The sequence below is a fragment of the Micromonospora sp. M42 genome, assembly GCF_000568915.1.
Taxonomy (GTDB): domain Bacteria; phylum Actinomycetota; class Actinomycetes; order Mycobacteriales; family Micromonosporaceae; genus Micromonospora; species Micromonospora chalcea.
The window spans coordinates 545,458-560,453 of the sequence record NZ_KK037233.1; the positions used below are offsets into that span (position 1 = coordinate 545,458).

Below are 14,996 nucleotides of genomic sequence, written 5' to 3' on the forward strand. Positions count from 1 at the left end.
TGTCCACCCGGACCGTCGACCACCACCTGCGCAACGTGTTCCACCGGCTGGGTGTGCGCTCCCGCACCGAACTGGCCCGCCTGCTGGCCTGACCACCGGCCGCGCCCCGCCGCGCCCCGCCGCGCCCCGCCGCGCCGCGCCGCGACCGTCGTCGGGCCGGGCCGCAGGCACGTCGCTCCGCGCCGGCCCCGCGACCGGCACGCCGTGACCGTACACACCCGCCACCCCTCCCCACCCCGGTCGCGGAGAGTCACGGGAGTGTCCGGCGAGGCGTGCGCACATGGCCGCCTTTGCTCTGCAGCCGCGTACGCATCGATCACTGACAGTGCTCGTTCGGGATCTTGCCGAAATCGGGCTGACCGTCCGGGCCGCAGGTCAGTGCAGTGATGCGCCAATGGCTGCAGAGCAAAGGCGGCCGAAAGGCCTGCCTGCCTGACCCCGACGCTCTCACGCTCGGTGAGGTCGACGCAGAGTGAGACAGGTGGGGAATCCGTCTGCCGGCTGCGCCGGTCGCACGGCATCAGCACGCTCCCGACCGTCGTGCGCGCCGTCCCGGCGGCGTCACCGGGGCCGGACCTCCGGCGGGTCGACGGTGACGAGGTGGTGACGCGGGCTGCGGCAGGGTCGCGGCACGACGACGGCACGGTTCGAGGGGGCTGCATGATCAGGACGATGCTCCGGCTGCGCGCGCGCCCCGGGTGCGAGCCCGCCGTCGGGCCCGCGTTCGAGACCGTGGCGGGGCAGCTCGGCGCGCTAGCCGGCAACCTGCGGCACGAGCTGCTGCGCGACGCCCTCGACCCGCGCGGCTTCGTCGTCGTCACCGAATGGGCCGACGAGGCGGCGCTGAGCGCGTACCGGCGCGGGCCGGTGGCGGCCCGCCTGGCCGGCCTGCTCCAGCCGCTGACCGAGCCGGCCGACGGCCCCGGCTACCCGCTGCTGCGCGAGACCGGGGACGGCGAGGGCCCGGTCTACGTGGACGTCGAGCTGACCGTGCCGCGCGACCGGCTCGCCGAGTTCCACCGGGGCTACCCCGAGGTGGTACGGCGGATGACCGCGATACCCGGCTACCGCCGCGAGCAGCTGCTGCGCGAACCCGGCTCGGACATCCACCACATCTTCGCCGAGTGGGACGGCGCCGCGCCGTTCCTCGCCTGGATCAGCGACCCGGCCCACGCCTCCGCGCAGGCCGGACCGATCGCACCGTTCCTTCTCGACATCCGGCGCCGCCTGTTCCACGTCGTGCCCGACGCGGACGGCAGCAGTTACCCCACCACGGGCTGGGAGGCCGACGTGCACAGGACAACAGACGTACTCGTCGTCGGGGCGGGGCCCACCGGGCTGACCGCCGCCGTCGAACTGGCCCGGCGGGGCATCGACTGCCTGGTGATCGACAAGCAGGCCACCCCGCCCGGCCACGCCGACAAGGCGATCGGCGTGCACTGCCGCACCATGGAGATCTGGGAGGAGCAGGGCGTCGTCCGGGAGGCCATGGACGCCGGCATCTGGCTCACCGGCAACATGGTGTTCGTCAACGGCGCGCAGACCCACCGGATGAGCTGGGAGCTGCCCGGCCTGCCGTACGCCCACCTCGGCCTGCCGCAGTACGAGACCGAGCGCATCCTCACCGACCGGCTCGCCGCCCTCGGGGTGCGCCCGCGGCGCGGCGCCGAACTCGCCGACCTCACCCAGGACGCCGACGGCGTGACCGCCACCGTCCGCACCGCCGACGGCGGCACCGAGACGGTACGCGCCCGGTACGTCGTCGGCGCCGACGGCGCGCACAGCCGGGTCCGGGAACGGCTCGGGCTCACCTTCACCGGCGGGCTCGGCCGGTTCCCGCAGCTGTTCATGCTGGTCGACGTCGACGTGAACTGGGACATGCCGGACGGGCACCTGCTGCGGTTCCTGCACATGACCGACGGGCAGATGGACGGCATGCTCGTCTGCGTACCGCTGCGCGGCGAGCACCGCTACCGCATCGCCACCCTCGCCCCGCCCCGGTTCTTCGCCCAGACCGGCGGACGCGACGCCCCGCCCGGGTTCAGCGAGGAACTCGACGAGCCCACCATCGAAGACGTGCAGGCCGCGCTGGACCGCCTCGCGCCACCCGGCACCCGGGCGAGCAACCTGCGCTGGTCGTCGGTGTTCCGGATCAGCCACGGCATCGTCGACCGCTACCGCGACGGCCGGATCTTCGTCGCCGGAGGACGCCGCCCCACCTGCACCCGCCGGCCGGCGGCCAGGGCATGAACACGGGCATCCAGGACGCCTGGAACCTGGCCTGGAAACTCGCGCTCGCGGTACGCGGGCTCGCCGCGCCCGGACTGCTGGACAGCTACGAGACCGAGCGGCGGCCGGAGGGCGAGGAGATCGTCGGCCGGGCGGTACGAATGGCCGGCACCGAGGAGGTGGACCGCGCCGACCTGGAACGGCAGTTCCTCCAGGAGATGTCCATGCTGCTCAGTTACGCCGGCAGCCCGCTGGTCGGGGAGACCGTCGCCGACCCGGCCGCGCTCGGCGACGCGCCCCGCCCCGGCGACATCGCGCCCGACGTCGACGGGCTGCGCCGCCGCGGCGTCGGCCACCCGCTGCGCCTGCGTGACCTGACCCGGGGCACCCGGCACACGCTGCTGCTCTACGCCGACCGCACGGCCGGCGCGGAGGAACTCGCCGCGTTCACCGGCCTGTGCGCCGACGCGCGGCGGCTCGCCGGCGGGGAACTCGACGCGTACCTGCTGCTCGACCCGGACGCCGACGAACCGCGACTGCTGGACCCGCCGGTGGTGCGCGACGCCGAGCGCCGCTTCCGCGCCGGGTACGGGCTGGACGGCACCGGCCTGTACCTGATCCGCCCGGACGGGCACGTCGGCTTCCGGGGCGCGCCGGTCGACCCGGACGCGCTGCGCAAGCACCTGCACCTGGTGTTCGGGAGCGCGCGGTGAGCCGGGTCCGGACCGTGCTGGCGATGCGGACCCGGGAGGGGTGCGCGGAGCGCTTCGAGGCCGAATGGCTCAGCGCCGCCGAACAGATCCGCACCCTGGACGGCTGCCTGCACCAGGACCTGGTCCGTGACGCCGACGACCCGCGCAGCTACCTGGTCATCAGCGACTGGGCCGACCGCGAGCGGCTGGACGCGTTCGGCCGCAGCGAGCAGCGCGACCGGCTGCTGCGCGTCATCCGGGAGCTGCGCGAGTCCGCGGACCGGCACACCTACCAGGTGCTGCACAGCGTGGCCGGCGAGCCGGGGGAGGGGCGATGACCGACGACGTGATGCCGGCGAGCGAGCTGTACACCGACTCGTTCGCGGCCGACCCGTACCCCGCGCTGGCGCGGCTGCGCGCCGAGCGGCCGGTCTGCCCGGTCGGCTCGCCGCGCTTCGACTCCTGGCTGATCACCCGCTTCGACGACGCGCGCACCGCGCTGACCGACCCGCGCCTGTCCAAGGACCTGTACGGCCCGGACCAGCACTACCTGAAGATCTTCGGCCCGAACTCCGAGGGCCTTAACCGCAACATGCTCAACTCCGACCCGCCGGAGCACACCCGGCTGCGTCGCGTGGTGTCGCAGGCGTTCGCGCCGCGGCGGATCGAGGCGCTGCGCCCCCGGGTGGCGTCGATCGTCGACCAGCTGATCGACAAGATGGCGCCGCACGGCGAGGCGGACCTGATGCACGAGTTCGCCATCCCGCTGCCGATGACTGTCATCTGCGAACTGCTCGGCGTGCCGCCGGCCGACCACGACCGGGTGCTCGACTGGACCCAGGTCATCCGCACCTCCGGCTCCACCAGCCGGCCGCCGGCGCAGGAACGGGCCGCGGTGCAGGAGGCCCAGCTGCGGCTGCACCACTACCTGGCCGGGCTGGTCCGGGCCAAACGCGACGACCCGGCCGACGACATCATCGCCGCGTTGATCCGGGCGGTCGACCAGGACGGGACGCTGTCCGAGGCGGAACTGGTCACCACCACGTTCCTGCTGCTGTTCGCCGGGCACCAGACCACCGCCGACTTCCTCGGCAACGCGGTGCTGGCGCTGCTCACCCACCCCGAGCAGATGGAACTGCTGCGCGCCACGCCGCGCCTGCTGCCGGCCGCGATCGAGGAACTGCTCCGGTTCGACGGGCCGCTGCCCGTGGCCAGCCCGCGCATCGCCACCGAGGACGTCGACTACCAGGGCGTACGCATCCCGCGCGGCGCGATCGTCGGAGTCGCGATCAACGCGGCCAACCACGACCCGGCGCACTTCGCCGACCCGGACCGGCTGGACCTGCGCCGCGTCCGGGGCCCGCACCTCGGGTTCGGGCACGGCGTCCACTACTGCCTGGGCGTCTCGCTGGCCCGGATGGAGGCCGAACTCGCGCTCGGCGCGCTGCTGCGCCGGCTGCCCGGACTGCGCCTGGGCGTGCCGCTCGCGCAGGTGCGCCGGCTCCCCGCCGCCTCGCCGTTCCGCGGCCTGCTGGAACTGCCTGTCACCTTCACCGCCTGACGGCGCCGCCGCCTCGCGCCGCCGCCCCCCGTCGCAATCATCAAGGAGCAGTCATGGTCTTCCGCAACGTGATCGTCTGTCACATGGTCCCCGGCAGCGAGCAGATCGTCGGCGACGTGTTCGGCCACTACGACCAGGCCACCCGGCCGCAGGACCTGGGCGTCATCGGCCGGTACCTGCTGTCCCACCACGACCTCTACCTGCACGTGATCGAGCGGGAGCAGGACCCGCGGATCTCCGGGCAGACGCGCGGGCTGCCCGCCTTCCAGAAGATCGCCGAGGAGATCGGCCCGTACGTGACCCCGTACCCGCGCTACTGGAAGAACCCGTCGGACTCGGTGGCGAAGGAGTTCTACCACTGGGCGCCCGAGGGCGAGCCGCCCGCCGACACCACGCTCACCGTCATCGTCGGGCGGATCAAGCCCGGCGCCGAGCCGGACGTGGCGCGGGTCTTCGCCGAGTCCGACGCCGGGTCGCTCCCGGCCGACCTCGGGGTCACCGGCCGCTGGCTCTACTCGATCGACGACGTCTACGTGCACCTGCTGGAACAGGAGACGTCGGCGGCCGAGGCCACCCGCGACCGGCACGGCGACAAGCCCGCCTTCGGCAAGGTGATGCAGGACCTCGGCCCGTACATCGAGCCGTACCGGCCGGAGAAGTGGCAGGGCCCGCAGGACTCCCTGGCCACCGTCTTCTACCGCTGGCAGGCCCAGGACTGAGCACGCCTCCGCGCTCCCGCCCTCCGGGTGGCGGGAGCGCGGAAACGCCGCCCCCGCGACCGGCCGTACGCCAGGCTGGTGCGGGGGTGCCGGGTGCCGACGAAGGAGATCGTCCAGCACGTCGGGGCGCTGCTGGACCTGGCCGGGGTGCTGGTGATCGCGGTCGGCGTCGCGGTCGCCACAGTCGTGTTCGCGGTGCGCTGCGTCCGGACCCGGCAGGTGGTGGCGCACTACCGCGCGTACCGGCAGGGGGTCGGCCGGGCCATCCTGCTCGGCCTGGAGTTCCTGGTCGGCGGCGACATCATCCGGACCGTCGCGGTGTCGCCCACGTTCACCAGCGTCGGCGTGCTGGCGCTGATCGTGCTGGTCCGTACGTTCCTCAGCTTCTCCCTCGAGGTGGAGCTGGACGGCCGGTGGCCCTGGCAGGGCCGCCCTCCGGCGGACCGGCCGAGCGTCGGCGCCCGCCCCCAGCGCTGATCGCCCGTCACGTATTACCCCCAGGGGGTATGGTGGTCGGCGGAGGTGACGCCCGATGGAGCACTCACCCGCTCACCACGGCGACCACGGCACCGATCATGGCGGCGGCGCGCACGCCGGGCACGACCCGGAGCAGTTCCGCCGCCGATTCTGGCTGAGCCTGGCGCTGACCCTGCCGATCGTCGCCACCAGTCACATGGTGATGGACTGGTTCGGCTACTCGCTCGAGTTCCCCGGCGTGCGCTGGGTCGGCCCGGTGCTCGGCACCGTGGTCTTCCTCTACGGCGGCTGGCCGTTCCTCACCGGCGGCCTGCGTGAGCTGCACGAACGTACCCCCGGCATGATGCTGCTGATCTCGATGGCGATAGTCGTCGCGTACCTCGCCTCGGCCGCCACCAGCATCGGCCTGTTCGACCTGGACTTCTGGTGGGAGCTGGCCGCGCTGGTCACCATCATGCTGCTCGGCCACTGGCAGGAGATGCGGGCGGTCGGGCAGGCACGCGGCGCGCTCGGCGCCCTCGCGGCGCTGCTGCCCGACGACGCCGAGCGCCTGGACGACGCCGGGCGGCCGCATCCGGTGCCGGTCGGCGAGCTGCGGGTGGGCGACCTGGTGCTGGTGCGCCCCGGCGGACGGGTGCCGGCCGACGGGCGGATCGTCGAGGGCGCCGCCGAGCTGGACGAGTCGATGATCACCGGCGAGTCGCGGCCGGTGGCCCGCGCCGCCGGGGACCGGGTGGTCGCCGGCACCGTGGCCACCGACTCCACCCTCCGGGTACGCGTCGAGGCGGTCGGCGCGGACACCGCGCTGGCCGGCATCGGGCGGCTCGTCGCCGAGGCGCAGGCCTCCGGCGGGCGCGCACAGGTGCTCGCCGACCGGTTCGCCGCGCTGCTGTTCTACCTGGCGGCGTTCGCCGGCCTGGCGACGTTCGCGGTGTGGGCGCTGCTCGGCGACCCCGACCAGGCGGTGGTACGCACCGTGACGGTGCTGGTGATCGCCTGCCCGCACGCGCTCGGCCTGGCGATTCCGCTGGTGGTGGCGCTGTCCACAGCGCTGTCGGCCCGCGCCGGCATCCTGGTCAAGGACCGGCTCGCGCTGGAGCGGATGCGCACCGTCGACACCGTCCTGTTCGACAAGACCGGCACGCTCACCACCGGCCGGCACACGGTGACCGGCGTGGCCGCCACCAGCGGGCTGGACTCCACGGCCGCCCTGGCCCTGGCCGGCGCGGTCGAGGCCGACAGCGAGCACCCGCTGGCCCGCGCGCTCGTCGCCGCCGCCGACGCGCGGCCGACGTCCGACGCCGGGCCGACGTCTACCGGGCCGACGTCTCCGACCGGGTCCGACGCCGAGCCCGGCCCGGCGCGTCCGGTCGCGCGCGGCTTCCGGGCGCTGACCGGCCGGGGCGTGCGCGCCACCGTGGACGGCGTGGACTGGGCGGTCGGCGGCCCGGCCCCTGCTGCGCGAACTCGACGCCCCGGTGCCGGACGACCTGGCCCGGGCCGCGCAGGAGTGGTCGGGCCGGGGCGCCGCGGTGCTGCACCTGGTCCGCCTGCCCGAGGGCGGGCCGCCGGAGGTGACCGCCGCGTTCGGGCTGGAGGACCAGGTCCGCCCGGAGGCGCGGGCCGCCGTGGCCGAGCTGCGCGACCTCGGCGTACGCAAGATCGTGATGATCACCGGCGACGCGCGCCCGGTGGCCGAGGCGGTCGCCGCCGACCTCGGGTTCCGGCCCGGCGTCGACGAGGTCTTCGCCGAGGTGCTCCCGGCCGACAAGGACAAGGCGGTGGCCGAGCTGCGCGGTCGGGGACTGACGGTGGCGATGGTCGGCGACGGCGTGAACGACGCCCCGGCGCTCGCGCGCGCCGACGTCGGGCTGGCCATCGGCGCCGGCACCGACGTGGCGATCGAGTCCGCCGGGGTGGTGCTGGCCGGCTCCGACCCGCGCGGCGTCGGCGGCGTGATCCGGCTGTCCCGCGCGTCGTACCGGAAGATGCGGCAGAACCTGGCCTGGGCGGCCGGCTACAACGTGGTCGCGATCCCGCTGGCCGCCGGTGTCCTCGCCTGGGCCGGGGTCGCGCTCAGCCCGGCGCTGGGCGCGGTGCTGATGTCCGCCTCCACCATCGTGGTGGCGCTCAACGCCCAACTGCTGCGCCGGGTCCGGATCACCCCGGCCGACTGACCCGCAGTTCCGGTTCCCGAGCCGCCTTGAGGTTCGCGGATGCGAGCCACCATGCCCCTTCCAGCCCGCACCTGCGGGCCGCTAGGGTGAGCGCGTGACGGTGTTCCGGATCGGTGAGGCAGCCGAACTGCTCGGGGTCAGCGCGGACACGGTCCGCCGCTGGATCGACGCCGGCAAGCTGCCGGCCACCCGCGACGAGCACGGTCACCGGGTGCTCGACGGCGCCGACGTCGCAGCGTTCGTCCGCGCTCCCGGCCACCCCGAGCTGTCCTCGGCCCGCAACCGGCTGCGCGGCATCGTCACCGCCGTGGTCAAGGACACTGTGATGGCCCAGGTGGACATCCAGGCCGGGCCGTTCCGGGTGGTGTCGCTGATGAGCCGCGAGGCCGTCGACGACCTCGACCTCCAGGTCGGCGCCGTCGCCGTCGCCGTGATCAAGTCGACCACCGTCGTGGTCGAGCGTGCCACCCCCAGGGGAAGGACCAGCCCGTGACCGTACGGTGGATCCGCGCCGCCCTCGCCGGCGCGCTGGTGGCGGCGCTCGGCCTGACCGGCTGCGGCGGCGCGGACGCCCCGGCCGGGCCCGACGGCGCCGGCCCGGTGACGGTGTTCGCCGCCGCCTCGCTCACCGAGTCGTTCACCCGGCTCGGCAAGGACTACGAGGCCGCGCACCCGGGCCGTACCGTCCGGTTCAACTTCGGCGGCAGCTCCGGGCTCGCCACCCAGATCACCCAGGGCGCGCCCGCCGACGTGTTCGCCGCCGCGTCCCCGGCCACCATGAAGACGGTCACCGACGCCGGTGACGCCGCGGGCGAGCCGGCGGTGCTGGTCCGCAATCAGCTCGTCGTGGCCGTACCCCGGGGTAACCCGGCCAGGGTCGGCGGTCTCAGGCGGTTAGGGTTCCAACAGGGTTAAGCCACTGGCAGACATTTGAATCGTTACGTCTGGAGTTAGCAACCAAAATCAGGGCCTGTGTGACGGAGGGTTGAATCCTAGTGAGTCCCATATACCGCTCAGAGTACACAATAGTCCACGGTCGAACAGGACGTCAAGGGCGCGCTGGCCAAGCTGCGCCTCGGCGAGGTCGACGCGGCGCTGGTCTACCGCACCGACGTCCGCGCCGCCCTCGGGCTCGACGCGGTCGAGTTCCCGGAGTCCGCGCGCGCGGTGAACGACTACCCGATCGTGGTGCTGCGCGCCGCCGGGAACCCGGCCGGTGCCCGCGCCTTCGTCGACTTCGTCCGCTCCGACGCCGGGCTCGCCGTGCTCACCGCCGCCGGGTTCCAGGCGCCGCCCGGCGCATGAGCCGCACGGTACGCCGGCAGCGGGTGCCGATCGCCCTGCTCGTGCCCGCCGGGCTGGGACTGGCCTTCCTCGTCCTGCCGCTGGCCGGTCTGCTGCTGCGAGCCCCCTGGACGACGCTGCCCGGGCGGCTGACCGAACCGGGTGTGCTCACCGCGCTGCGGCTGTCGCTGGTGACCGCCACCGTCGCCACGCTGCTCTGCGTGGCGCTCGGCGTACCCCTGGCGTGGCTGCTGGCCCGCGTGGAGTTCCCCGGGCGGCGGCTGGTCCGGGCGCTGGTCACGGTGCCGCTGGTGCTGCCGCCGGTGGTAGGCGGCGTGCGCTGCTGCTGGTCTTCGGCCGGCGCGGGCTGATCGGCTCGTGGCTGGACGAGACGTTCGGCGTGACGCTGCCGTTCACCACCGCCGGGGTGGTGCTGGCCGAGGCGTTCGTGGCCATGCCGTTTCTGGTCATCGCCGTCGAGGGGGCGCTGCGCGGCGCCGACCCCCGGTACGAGGAGGCCGCCGCCACGCTCGGCGCCGGGCGGTTCACCACGTTCACCCGGGTCACGCTGCCGCTGGTCGCCCCGGGCGTGGCGGCCGGGGCGGTGCTCTGCTGGGCCCGCGCGCTCGGCGAGTTCGGCGCCACCATCACGTTCGCCGGCAACTATCCGGGCCGCACCCAGACCATGCCGCTGGCTGTCTACCTTGCGCTGGAGACCGACCTGCAGGCCGCGATCGTGCTGAGCCTGATCCTGCTCACCGTCTCCGTGGTCATCCTCGCCGCGCTGCGCGACAAGTGGGTCGGCAGCACATGACCGCGCTGCTGGACGCGCATCTGGCCGCCGAGCGGGACGGCTTCAGCCTCGACGTGCGGCTGCGCATCGCCGCCGGTGAGGTGGTGGCGCTGCTCGGCCCCAACGGCGCGGGCAAGACCACCGCGCTGCGGGTGCTCGCCGGGCTGCACCCGCTCACCGCCGGGCACCTCACGCTCGACGGCGCCGACCTGGACCGGCCGGACCGCCGGATGTGGACGCCGCCGGAACGGCGGCCGGTCGGCGTGGTGTTCCAGGACTACCTGCTGTTCCCGCACCTGAGCGCGCTGGACAACGTGGCGTTCGGGCCGCGCCGCCGGGGCGCCGACAAGCGGGCCGCCCGCGCCCGTGCCCAGCAGTGGCTGGACCGGGTCGGCCTCGGCGACCAGGCCCGGCGCCGGCCCCGGCAGCTCTCCGGCGGGCAGGCGCAGCGGGTCGCGCTGGCCCGCGCGCTCGCCGTCGACCCGGCCCTGCTGCTGCTCGACGAACCCCTGGCCGCGCTCGACGCGCGGACCCGGCTGGACACCCGCGCCGAACTCCAGCGCCACCTCGGCGCGCATCCCGGCGCGACGCTGCTCGTCACCCACGACCCCCTCGACGCGTTGGTGCTCGCCGACCGGCTGGTCATCGTGGAGCACGGCCGGGTGGTGCAGGAGGGTGACGCCGCCACCGTCACGGCGCGGCCACGCACCGACTACGTGGCCCGGCTGGTCGGGCTGAACCTGCACCGCGGCCGCGCCGACGGGCACACGGTCACCGTCGGTGAGCTGGCACTCACCACCGCCGACACCGTCCACGGTGACGTGTTCGTCGCCTACCCGCCGGCCGCTGTGGCGCTGCACCCGTCCCGGCCCGAGGGCAGCCCGCGCAACGTGTGGGCGGCCACCGTCACCGGCGTGCAGCGCCACGGCGACAACCTGCGCGTGCAGCTGGCCGGCCCGGTCGAGGTGGCCGCCGACGTCACGCCCGCCGCCGCGGCCCACCTCGGGCTGATCCCCGGCCGGCCGGTCTGGGCGGCGGTCAAGGCAGCGGAGACGCGCGCCTATCCGGCGTGACAAACACCGCTGGTCGCGGCATGTGCGCAGGTGAGAGGTTTGATCTGCGCTCAACCGGTCACTGGGACGGTAGCGACGACGCAAAGGGGGACACGGTGCCCGACATGATCCGCAACAGGTCCAGTCAGGACGCCGACCTGCCACGGGGAGTCACCGACCCGTTGCTCTGGCGGGCCGCGTACGACGTGGCCGTCGCGCACCGGCCCGACGAGTCCGGCCGGTGCGAGAGCCTGCTGTGTGACGGTCAGGTCGCGCCGTGCGACGCGCTGACGGCGGCTCACCGGGCGATGGAGCTGGCCGGGGACCGGCACGCCGACCGGGCCGAGCCGGAAACGTGGCGTACGGAGCAGCGGCGGCGCGCCGCCTGAGCATCGGGTCGCGGGCGGTTCGAACCGTTGACGCCCCGCTTCCGAGTCCACGATGTGGAGACGGTGTTTATGATCGACAACTCGGTCGGAATGCGGGGAAGAGGAGAGTTCGTGACGGTAGACGCCCAGGCGTTCTGGCTCCGCGCTCCCGGCGAGGGCGAGATCCGGCCGGTGCGCGTCGCCTCGCCCGGCCCGGGTGAGGTGCTGGTGCGTACCCGCTTCTCCGGCGTCAGCCGCGGCACCGAGACGCTCGTGTTCACCGGCCGTGTCCCGGCCGACCAGCACGCCGCCATGCGCGCGCCGTTCCAGGAGGGCGACTTCCCCGCCCCGGTGAAGTACGGCTATCTGAGCGTCGGCACGGTCGAGGCCGGCGACGAGCGGCTGCTCGGCCGTACCGTCTTCTGCCTCTACCCGCACCAGAGCGCGTACGTGGTCCCGGCCGACGCCGTGACCGTCGTGCCGGACGGCGTGCCGGCGCAGCGCGCGGTGCTGGCCGGCACCGTGGAGACCGCGGTGAACGCGCTGTGGGACGCCGCGCCGCTGGTCGGCGACCGGGTCACGGTGATCGGCGGCGGGATGGTCGGCTGCGCGGTCACGGCGCTGCTGGCCCGCTTCCCCGGCGTCCGGGTCGAGCTGGTCGACGCCGACCCGGCCCGCGCCGAGGTGGCCGCCGCGCTCGGCGCCGACTTCGCCGCGCCCGCCGACGCGGCCGGTGGGCGCGACCTGGTGGTGCACGCCAGCGCCACCGCCGACGGGCTGCAGCGCGGTCTGGAGCTGCTGCGTCCCGAGGGCACCGTGCTGGAGCTGAGCTGGTACGGCGACCGGCCGGTCACGCTTGCGCTCGGCGGCGCGTTCCACTCCCGACGGCTGCGCATCCGCAGCAGCCAGGTCGGCACGGTGTCGCCCCGGCGCGCCGACCGCAGCTACGCCGACCGGCTCGCCCTGGCCCTGGACCTGCTCGCCGACCCGGTGTTCGACGCGCTGCTCACCGGCCGGTCCCGCTTCGACGACCTGCCCGACGTGCTGGACCGGCTCGCCTCGGGCCGGCTGCCGGCGCTGTGCCATCTCATCACCTACGGCGAGGAGTGAACGTGTTCAGCGTGACCGTCCGGGACCACATCATGGTCGCCCACAGCTTCCGCGGCGAGGTGTTCGGCCCGGCCCAGCGGCTGCACGGCGCGACGTTCGTCGTCGACGCCACGTTCCGCCGGCCGGAGCTGGACGACGATGGGATCGTGGTCGACATCGGGCTGGCCACCGAGCAGCTCAAGGCCGTGCTCGGCGAGCTGAACTACCGCAATCTCGACGACGAGTCCGCCTTCACCGGGGTGAACACCACCACCGAGGTGCTGGCCCGTACGGTGGCCGACCGGCTCGCCGACGCGGTGACGGCCGGCCGGCTGGGGGAGGGGGCGCGCGGCCTGACCGGGATCACCGTCACCCTGCACGAGTCACACATCGCCTGGGCGAGCTACGAGCGGTCGCTCTGACCGGATGAGCGTCGTCCACGTGGTGCTGCCGGGTGACATCGACGACCCGGCCGACCCCAGCGGCGGCAACGCCTACGACCGTCACGTCTGCCGTGGCCTGGCCGGACGCGGCTGGACGGTCCGGGAACACCAGGTGCCCGGCGGCTGGCCGCACCCGGGGCCACGCGAGCGCGCCGACCTGGCCGGACTGCTCGGCGGGCTCCCCGCCGGCGCGACGGTGCTGCTCGACGGCCTGGTCGCCTCCACCGTGCCGGACGTGCTCGCCCCGCACGCCGCGCGGCTGCGCCTGGTGCTCCTGGTGCACCTGCCGATCGAGGGAGAGACCGAGGCACGGGCGCTGGCGGCGGCCACCGCAGTGGTAGCCACCAGCGAGTGGACCCGCGGCCGGCTGCTCGACCGCTACCGGCTGCGCCCCGAACTGGTGACGGCCGCCCCACCCGGCGTCGACCCGGCGCCCGTCGCCCCCGGCACGCCCGGCGGTGGGCGGCTGCTCTGCGTCGCCGCCGTCACGGCGGTCAAGGGCCACGACGTGCTCGCCGCCGCGCTCGCCGAGGTGGCGGACCTGAACTGGACCTGCGACTGGGTGGGACCGCTGGAGCGGGACCGGCCCTTCGCCGACCGGATGCGCGGGCGGCTCGCCGCCGAGGGTCTGGGCGCCCGGGTCCGGCTCACCGGCGCCCGTACCGGGCCGGACCTGGCCGCCACCTACGCCGCCGCCGATCTGCTGGTTCAGCTCTCGCGACAGGAGACGTACGGGATGGTGGTCACCGAGGCGCTGGCCCGGGGCGTACCGGTGCTGGCCAGCGACACCGGCGGCCTGCCGGCCACGCTCGGGCACGCGCCCGGCGGCGAGCGGCCCGGCCTGCTGGTGCCACCGGACGACCCGGGCGCGACCGCCGCGGCGCTGCGCCGCTGGCTCACCGACCCCGGCCTGCGGGACCGGCTGCGCCGCGCCGCCCGGCAGCGGCGGGACACCCTCACCGGCTGGACGGTCACCGTGGACCGGCTGGCGACGGCGCTGAAGGAGGCGACCGCGGCATGACCACCTCACTCCCGCCCGGCTTCGCGGACTGGCTGCGGCTGCGAGAGCCCGCCGACGCGGCGGCCCGCAGCGCCGAGCTGGCCGACGCGGTCCGCGACCGGATGCCCGCCGGCCGGCCGCTCGTCGTGCACGACCTGGGCAGCGGCACCGGCTCGATGGCCCGCTGGCTCGCGCCCCGGCTGCCCGGCCCGCAACACTGGGTGCTGCACGAACGCGACCGGGACCTGCTGGCGCTGGCCCGCTCGGCGCGGCTCACCGCCGCCGACGGGGCCGAGGTCACCGTGACGACGCTCGACTCGGACATCACCCGGCTGACCGCCGCCGACCTGGCCGGCGCGCACCTGGTCACCGCGTCCGCGCTGCTGGACATGCTCACCGCCGAGGAGGTCGGGCGGATGGCGGCGGCCTGCGCCGGGCACCCGACGCTGTTCGCGCTCACCGTCACCGGGCGGGCCGAGTTCACCCCGCCGCACCCGCTCGACGCCGAGCTGACCGCCGCGTTCAACGCCCACCAGCGGCGCACCGTCGACGGCCGGGCGCTGCTCGGGCCGGACGCCGTGGACGCCGCCGTGGCCGCGTTCTCCCGTCACGGCGTCGAGGTCGTGGTGCGCCCCACCCCGTGGCGGCTCGGCCCGGAGCAGGCGGAACTGGCCGCCGAATGGCTCACCGGCTGGGTCGCCGCAGCGGTCGAGGAACTACCGCATCTGTCCGGGCCCGCCGCGACGTATCAGAAGTGGCGGCTCACCGAGGCCGCCGCCGGCCGGCTCGACGTGGTGCTGCACCACGCCGACCTGCTCGCCGGCTGAACCGTACCGGCTGCTGGCACGTGACAACCGGTGGGAACAAGGGAGGACCGTTTGTCACACGTCGCCGTCGCCGGACCCGTACTGGCTGTCACGCCCGCGCCGCCGCGCCGGGCCCGGACGCGCCGGACCTGGGTACGTCCGCTGCTCGGGCTCGCGGTGCTCGCCGTGCTCGTCGCGTCAGTGGGCACCGGTCCGTTCCTGGCCGGGCTGCGCCTGATCGACGCGCCGGCGCTGGCCGCCGCGCTCGGCATCGGCGTGATCACCACCGTCTGCTGCGCCTGGCGC

Annotated in this window: 13 protein-coding genes and 4 pseudogenes; all 17 read left to right on the forward strand. The window is 74.8% G+C overall.

Annotated features, from left to right (window positions below; translation table 11 throughout):
• The first annotated feature begins 660 nt into the window (after positions 1-660).
• Positions 661-2,250, forward strand: coding sequence for an FAD-dependent oxidoreductase (locus MCBG_RS02040; protein WP_255358566.1), 1,590 nt, complete (start codon positions 661-663; stop codon positions 2,248-2,250).
• On the forward strand, positions 2,247-2,942 hold the full coding sequence (locus tag MCBG_RS34660; protein ID WP_255358567.1) for an FAD-dependent monooxygenase: 696 nt from the start codon (positions 2,247-2,249) through the stop codon (positions 2,940-2,942). The genes MCBG_RS02040 and MCBG_RS34660 overlap by 4 nt, the downstream gene beginning before the upstream one ends.
• Positions 2,939-3,259 carry a putative quinol monooxygenase gene (locus MCBG_RS02045; protein ID WP_043323424.1) on the forward strand — a complete coding sequence of 107 codons (321 nt, stop codon included), beginning with the start codon at positions 2,939-2,941 and terminating at the stop codon, positions 3,257-3,259. Before MCBG_RS34660 ends, MCBG_RS02045 begins: the two co-directional genes overlap by 4 nt.
• Complete coding sequence (locus MCBG_RS02050) at positions 3,256-4,482, forward strand: cytochrome P450 family protein (protein ID WP_043323426.1); 1,227 nt, start codon at positions 3,256-3,258, stop codon at positions 4,480-4,482. The genes MCBG_RS02045 and MCBG_RS02050 overlap by 4 nt, the downstream gene beginning before the upstream one ends.
• Before the next feature lie 53 nt (positions 4,483-4,535).
• The gene (locus tag MCBG_RS02055) at positions 4,536-5,201 is read left to right on the forward strand and encodes a TcmI family type II polyketide cyclase (protein WP_043323429.1); all 666 of its coding nucleotides are present in this window, start codon (positions 4,536-4,538) and stop codon (positions 5,199-5,201) included.
• A 93-nt stretch (positions 5,202-5,294) separates the two neighbouring features.
• Entirely contained in the window at positions 5,295-5,678 is a 384-nt protein-coding gene (locus MCBG_RS02060) for a DUF1622 domain-containing protein (protein ID WP_043323431.1), read from the forward strand.
• A gap of 55 nt (positions 5,679-5,733) precedes the next feature.
• A pseudogene (locus tag MCBG_RS02065) lies at positions 5,734-7,855 on the forward strand (heavy metal translocating P-type ATPase).
• 94 nt (positions 7,856-7,949) lie between these two features.
• A complete protein-coding gene (locus MCBG_RS02070; protein ID WP_043323433.1) occupies positions 7,950-8,348 on the forward strand; it encodes a TOBE domain-containing protein in 399 nt (132 codons plus the stop codon).
• Positions 8,349-8,461: 113 nt separating this feature from the next.
• Positions 8,462-9,160 (forward strand): annotated as a pseudogene (gene modA / locus MCBG_RS02075) (molybdate ABC transporter substrate-binding protein).
• Positions 9,157-9,953, forward strand: a pseudogene (locus tag MCBG_RS02080) (ABC transporter permease). Before modA ends, MCBG_RS02080 begins: the two co-directional pseudogenes overlap by 4 nt.
• Positions 9,950-11,005 (forward strand): ABC transporter ATP-binding protein, encoded by a 1,056-nt coding sequence (locus tag MCBG_RS02085; protein WP_043330044.1) that lies wholly within the window; start codon positions 9,950-9,952, stop codon positions 11,003-11,005. Before MCBG_RS02080 ends, MCBG_RS02085 begins: the two are co-directional and overlap by 4 nt.
• A 104-nt stretch (positions 11,006-11,109) precedes the next feature.
• Positions 11,110-11,373, forward strand: a complete 264-nt coding sequence (locus tag MCBG_RS02090) for a hypothetical protein (RefSeq protein WP_205796395.1) — start codon at positions 11,110-11,112, stop codon at positions 11,371-11,373.
• A 69-nt stretch (positions 11,374-11,442) separates the two neighbouring features.
• On the forward strand, positions 11,443-12,462 hold the full coding sequence (locus tag MCBG_RS02095) for a zinc-dependent alcohol dehydrogenase (protein ID WP_369799248.1): 1,020 nt from the start codon (positions 11,443-11,445) through the stop codon (positions 12,460-12,462).
• A 2-nt stretch (positions 12,463-12,464) separates the two neighbouring features.
• Positions 12,465-12,863, forward strand: a complete 399-nt coding sequence (locus MCBG_RS02100) for a 6-pyruvoyl trahydropterin synthase family protein (protein ID WP_043323437.1) — start codon at positions 12,465-12,467, stop codon at positions 12,861-12,863.
• A gap of 4 nt (positions 12,864-12,867) precedes the next feature.
• Positions 12,868-13,905, forward strand: a complete 1,038-nt coding sequence (locus MCBG_RS02105) for a glycosyltransferase family 4 protein (protein ID WP_043323438.1) — start codon at positions 12,868-12,870, stop codon at positions 13,903-13,905.
• A complete protein-coding gene (locus tag MCBG_RS02110; protein WP_043323440.1) occupies positions 13,902-14,711 on the forward strand; it encodes a class I SAM-dependent methyltransferase in 810 nt (269 codons plus the stop codon). Before MCBG_RS02105 ends, MCBG_RS02110 begins: the two co-directional genes overlap by 4 nt.
• Before the next feature lie 51 nt (positions 14,712-14,762).
• Positions 14,763-14,996 (forward strand): annotated as a pseudogene (locus tag MCBG_RS02115) (UPF0104 family protein); the annotation flags it as partial.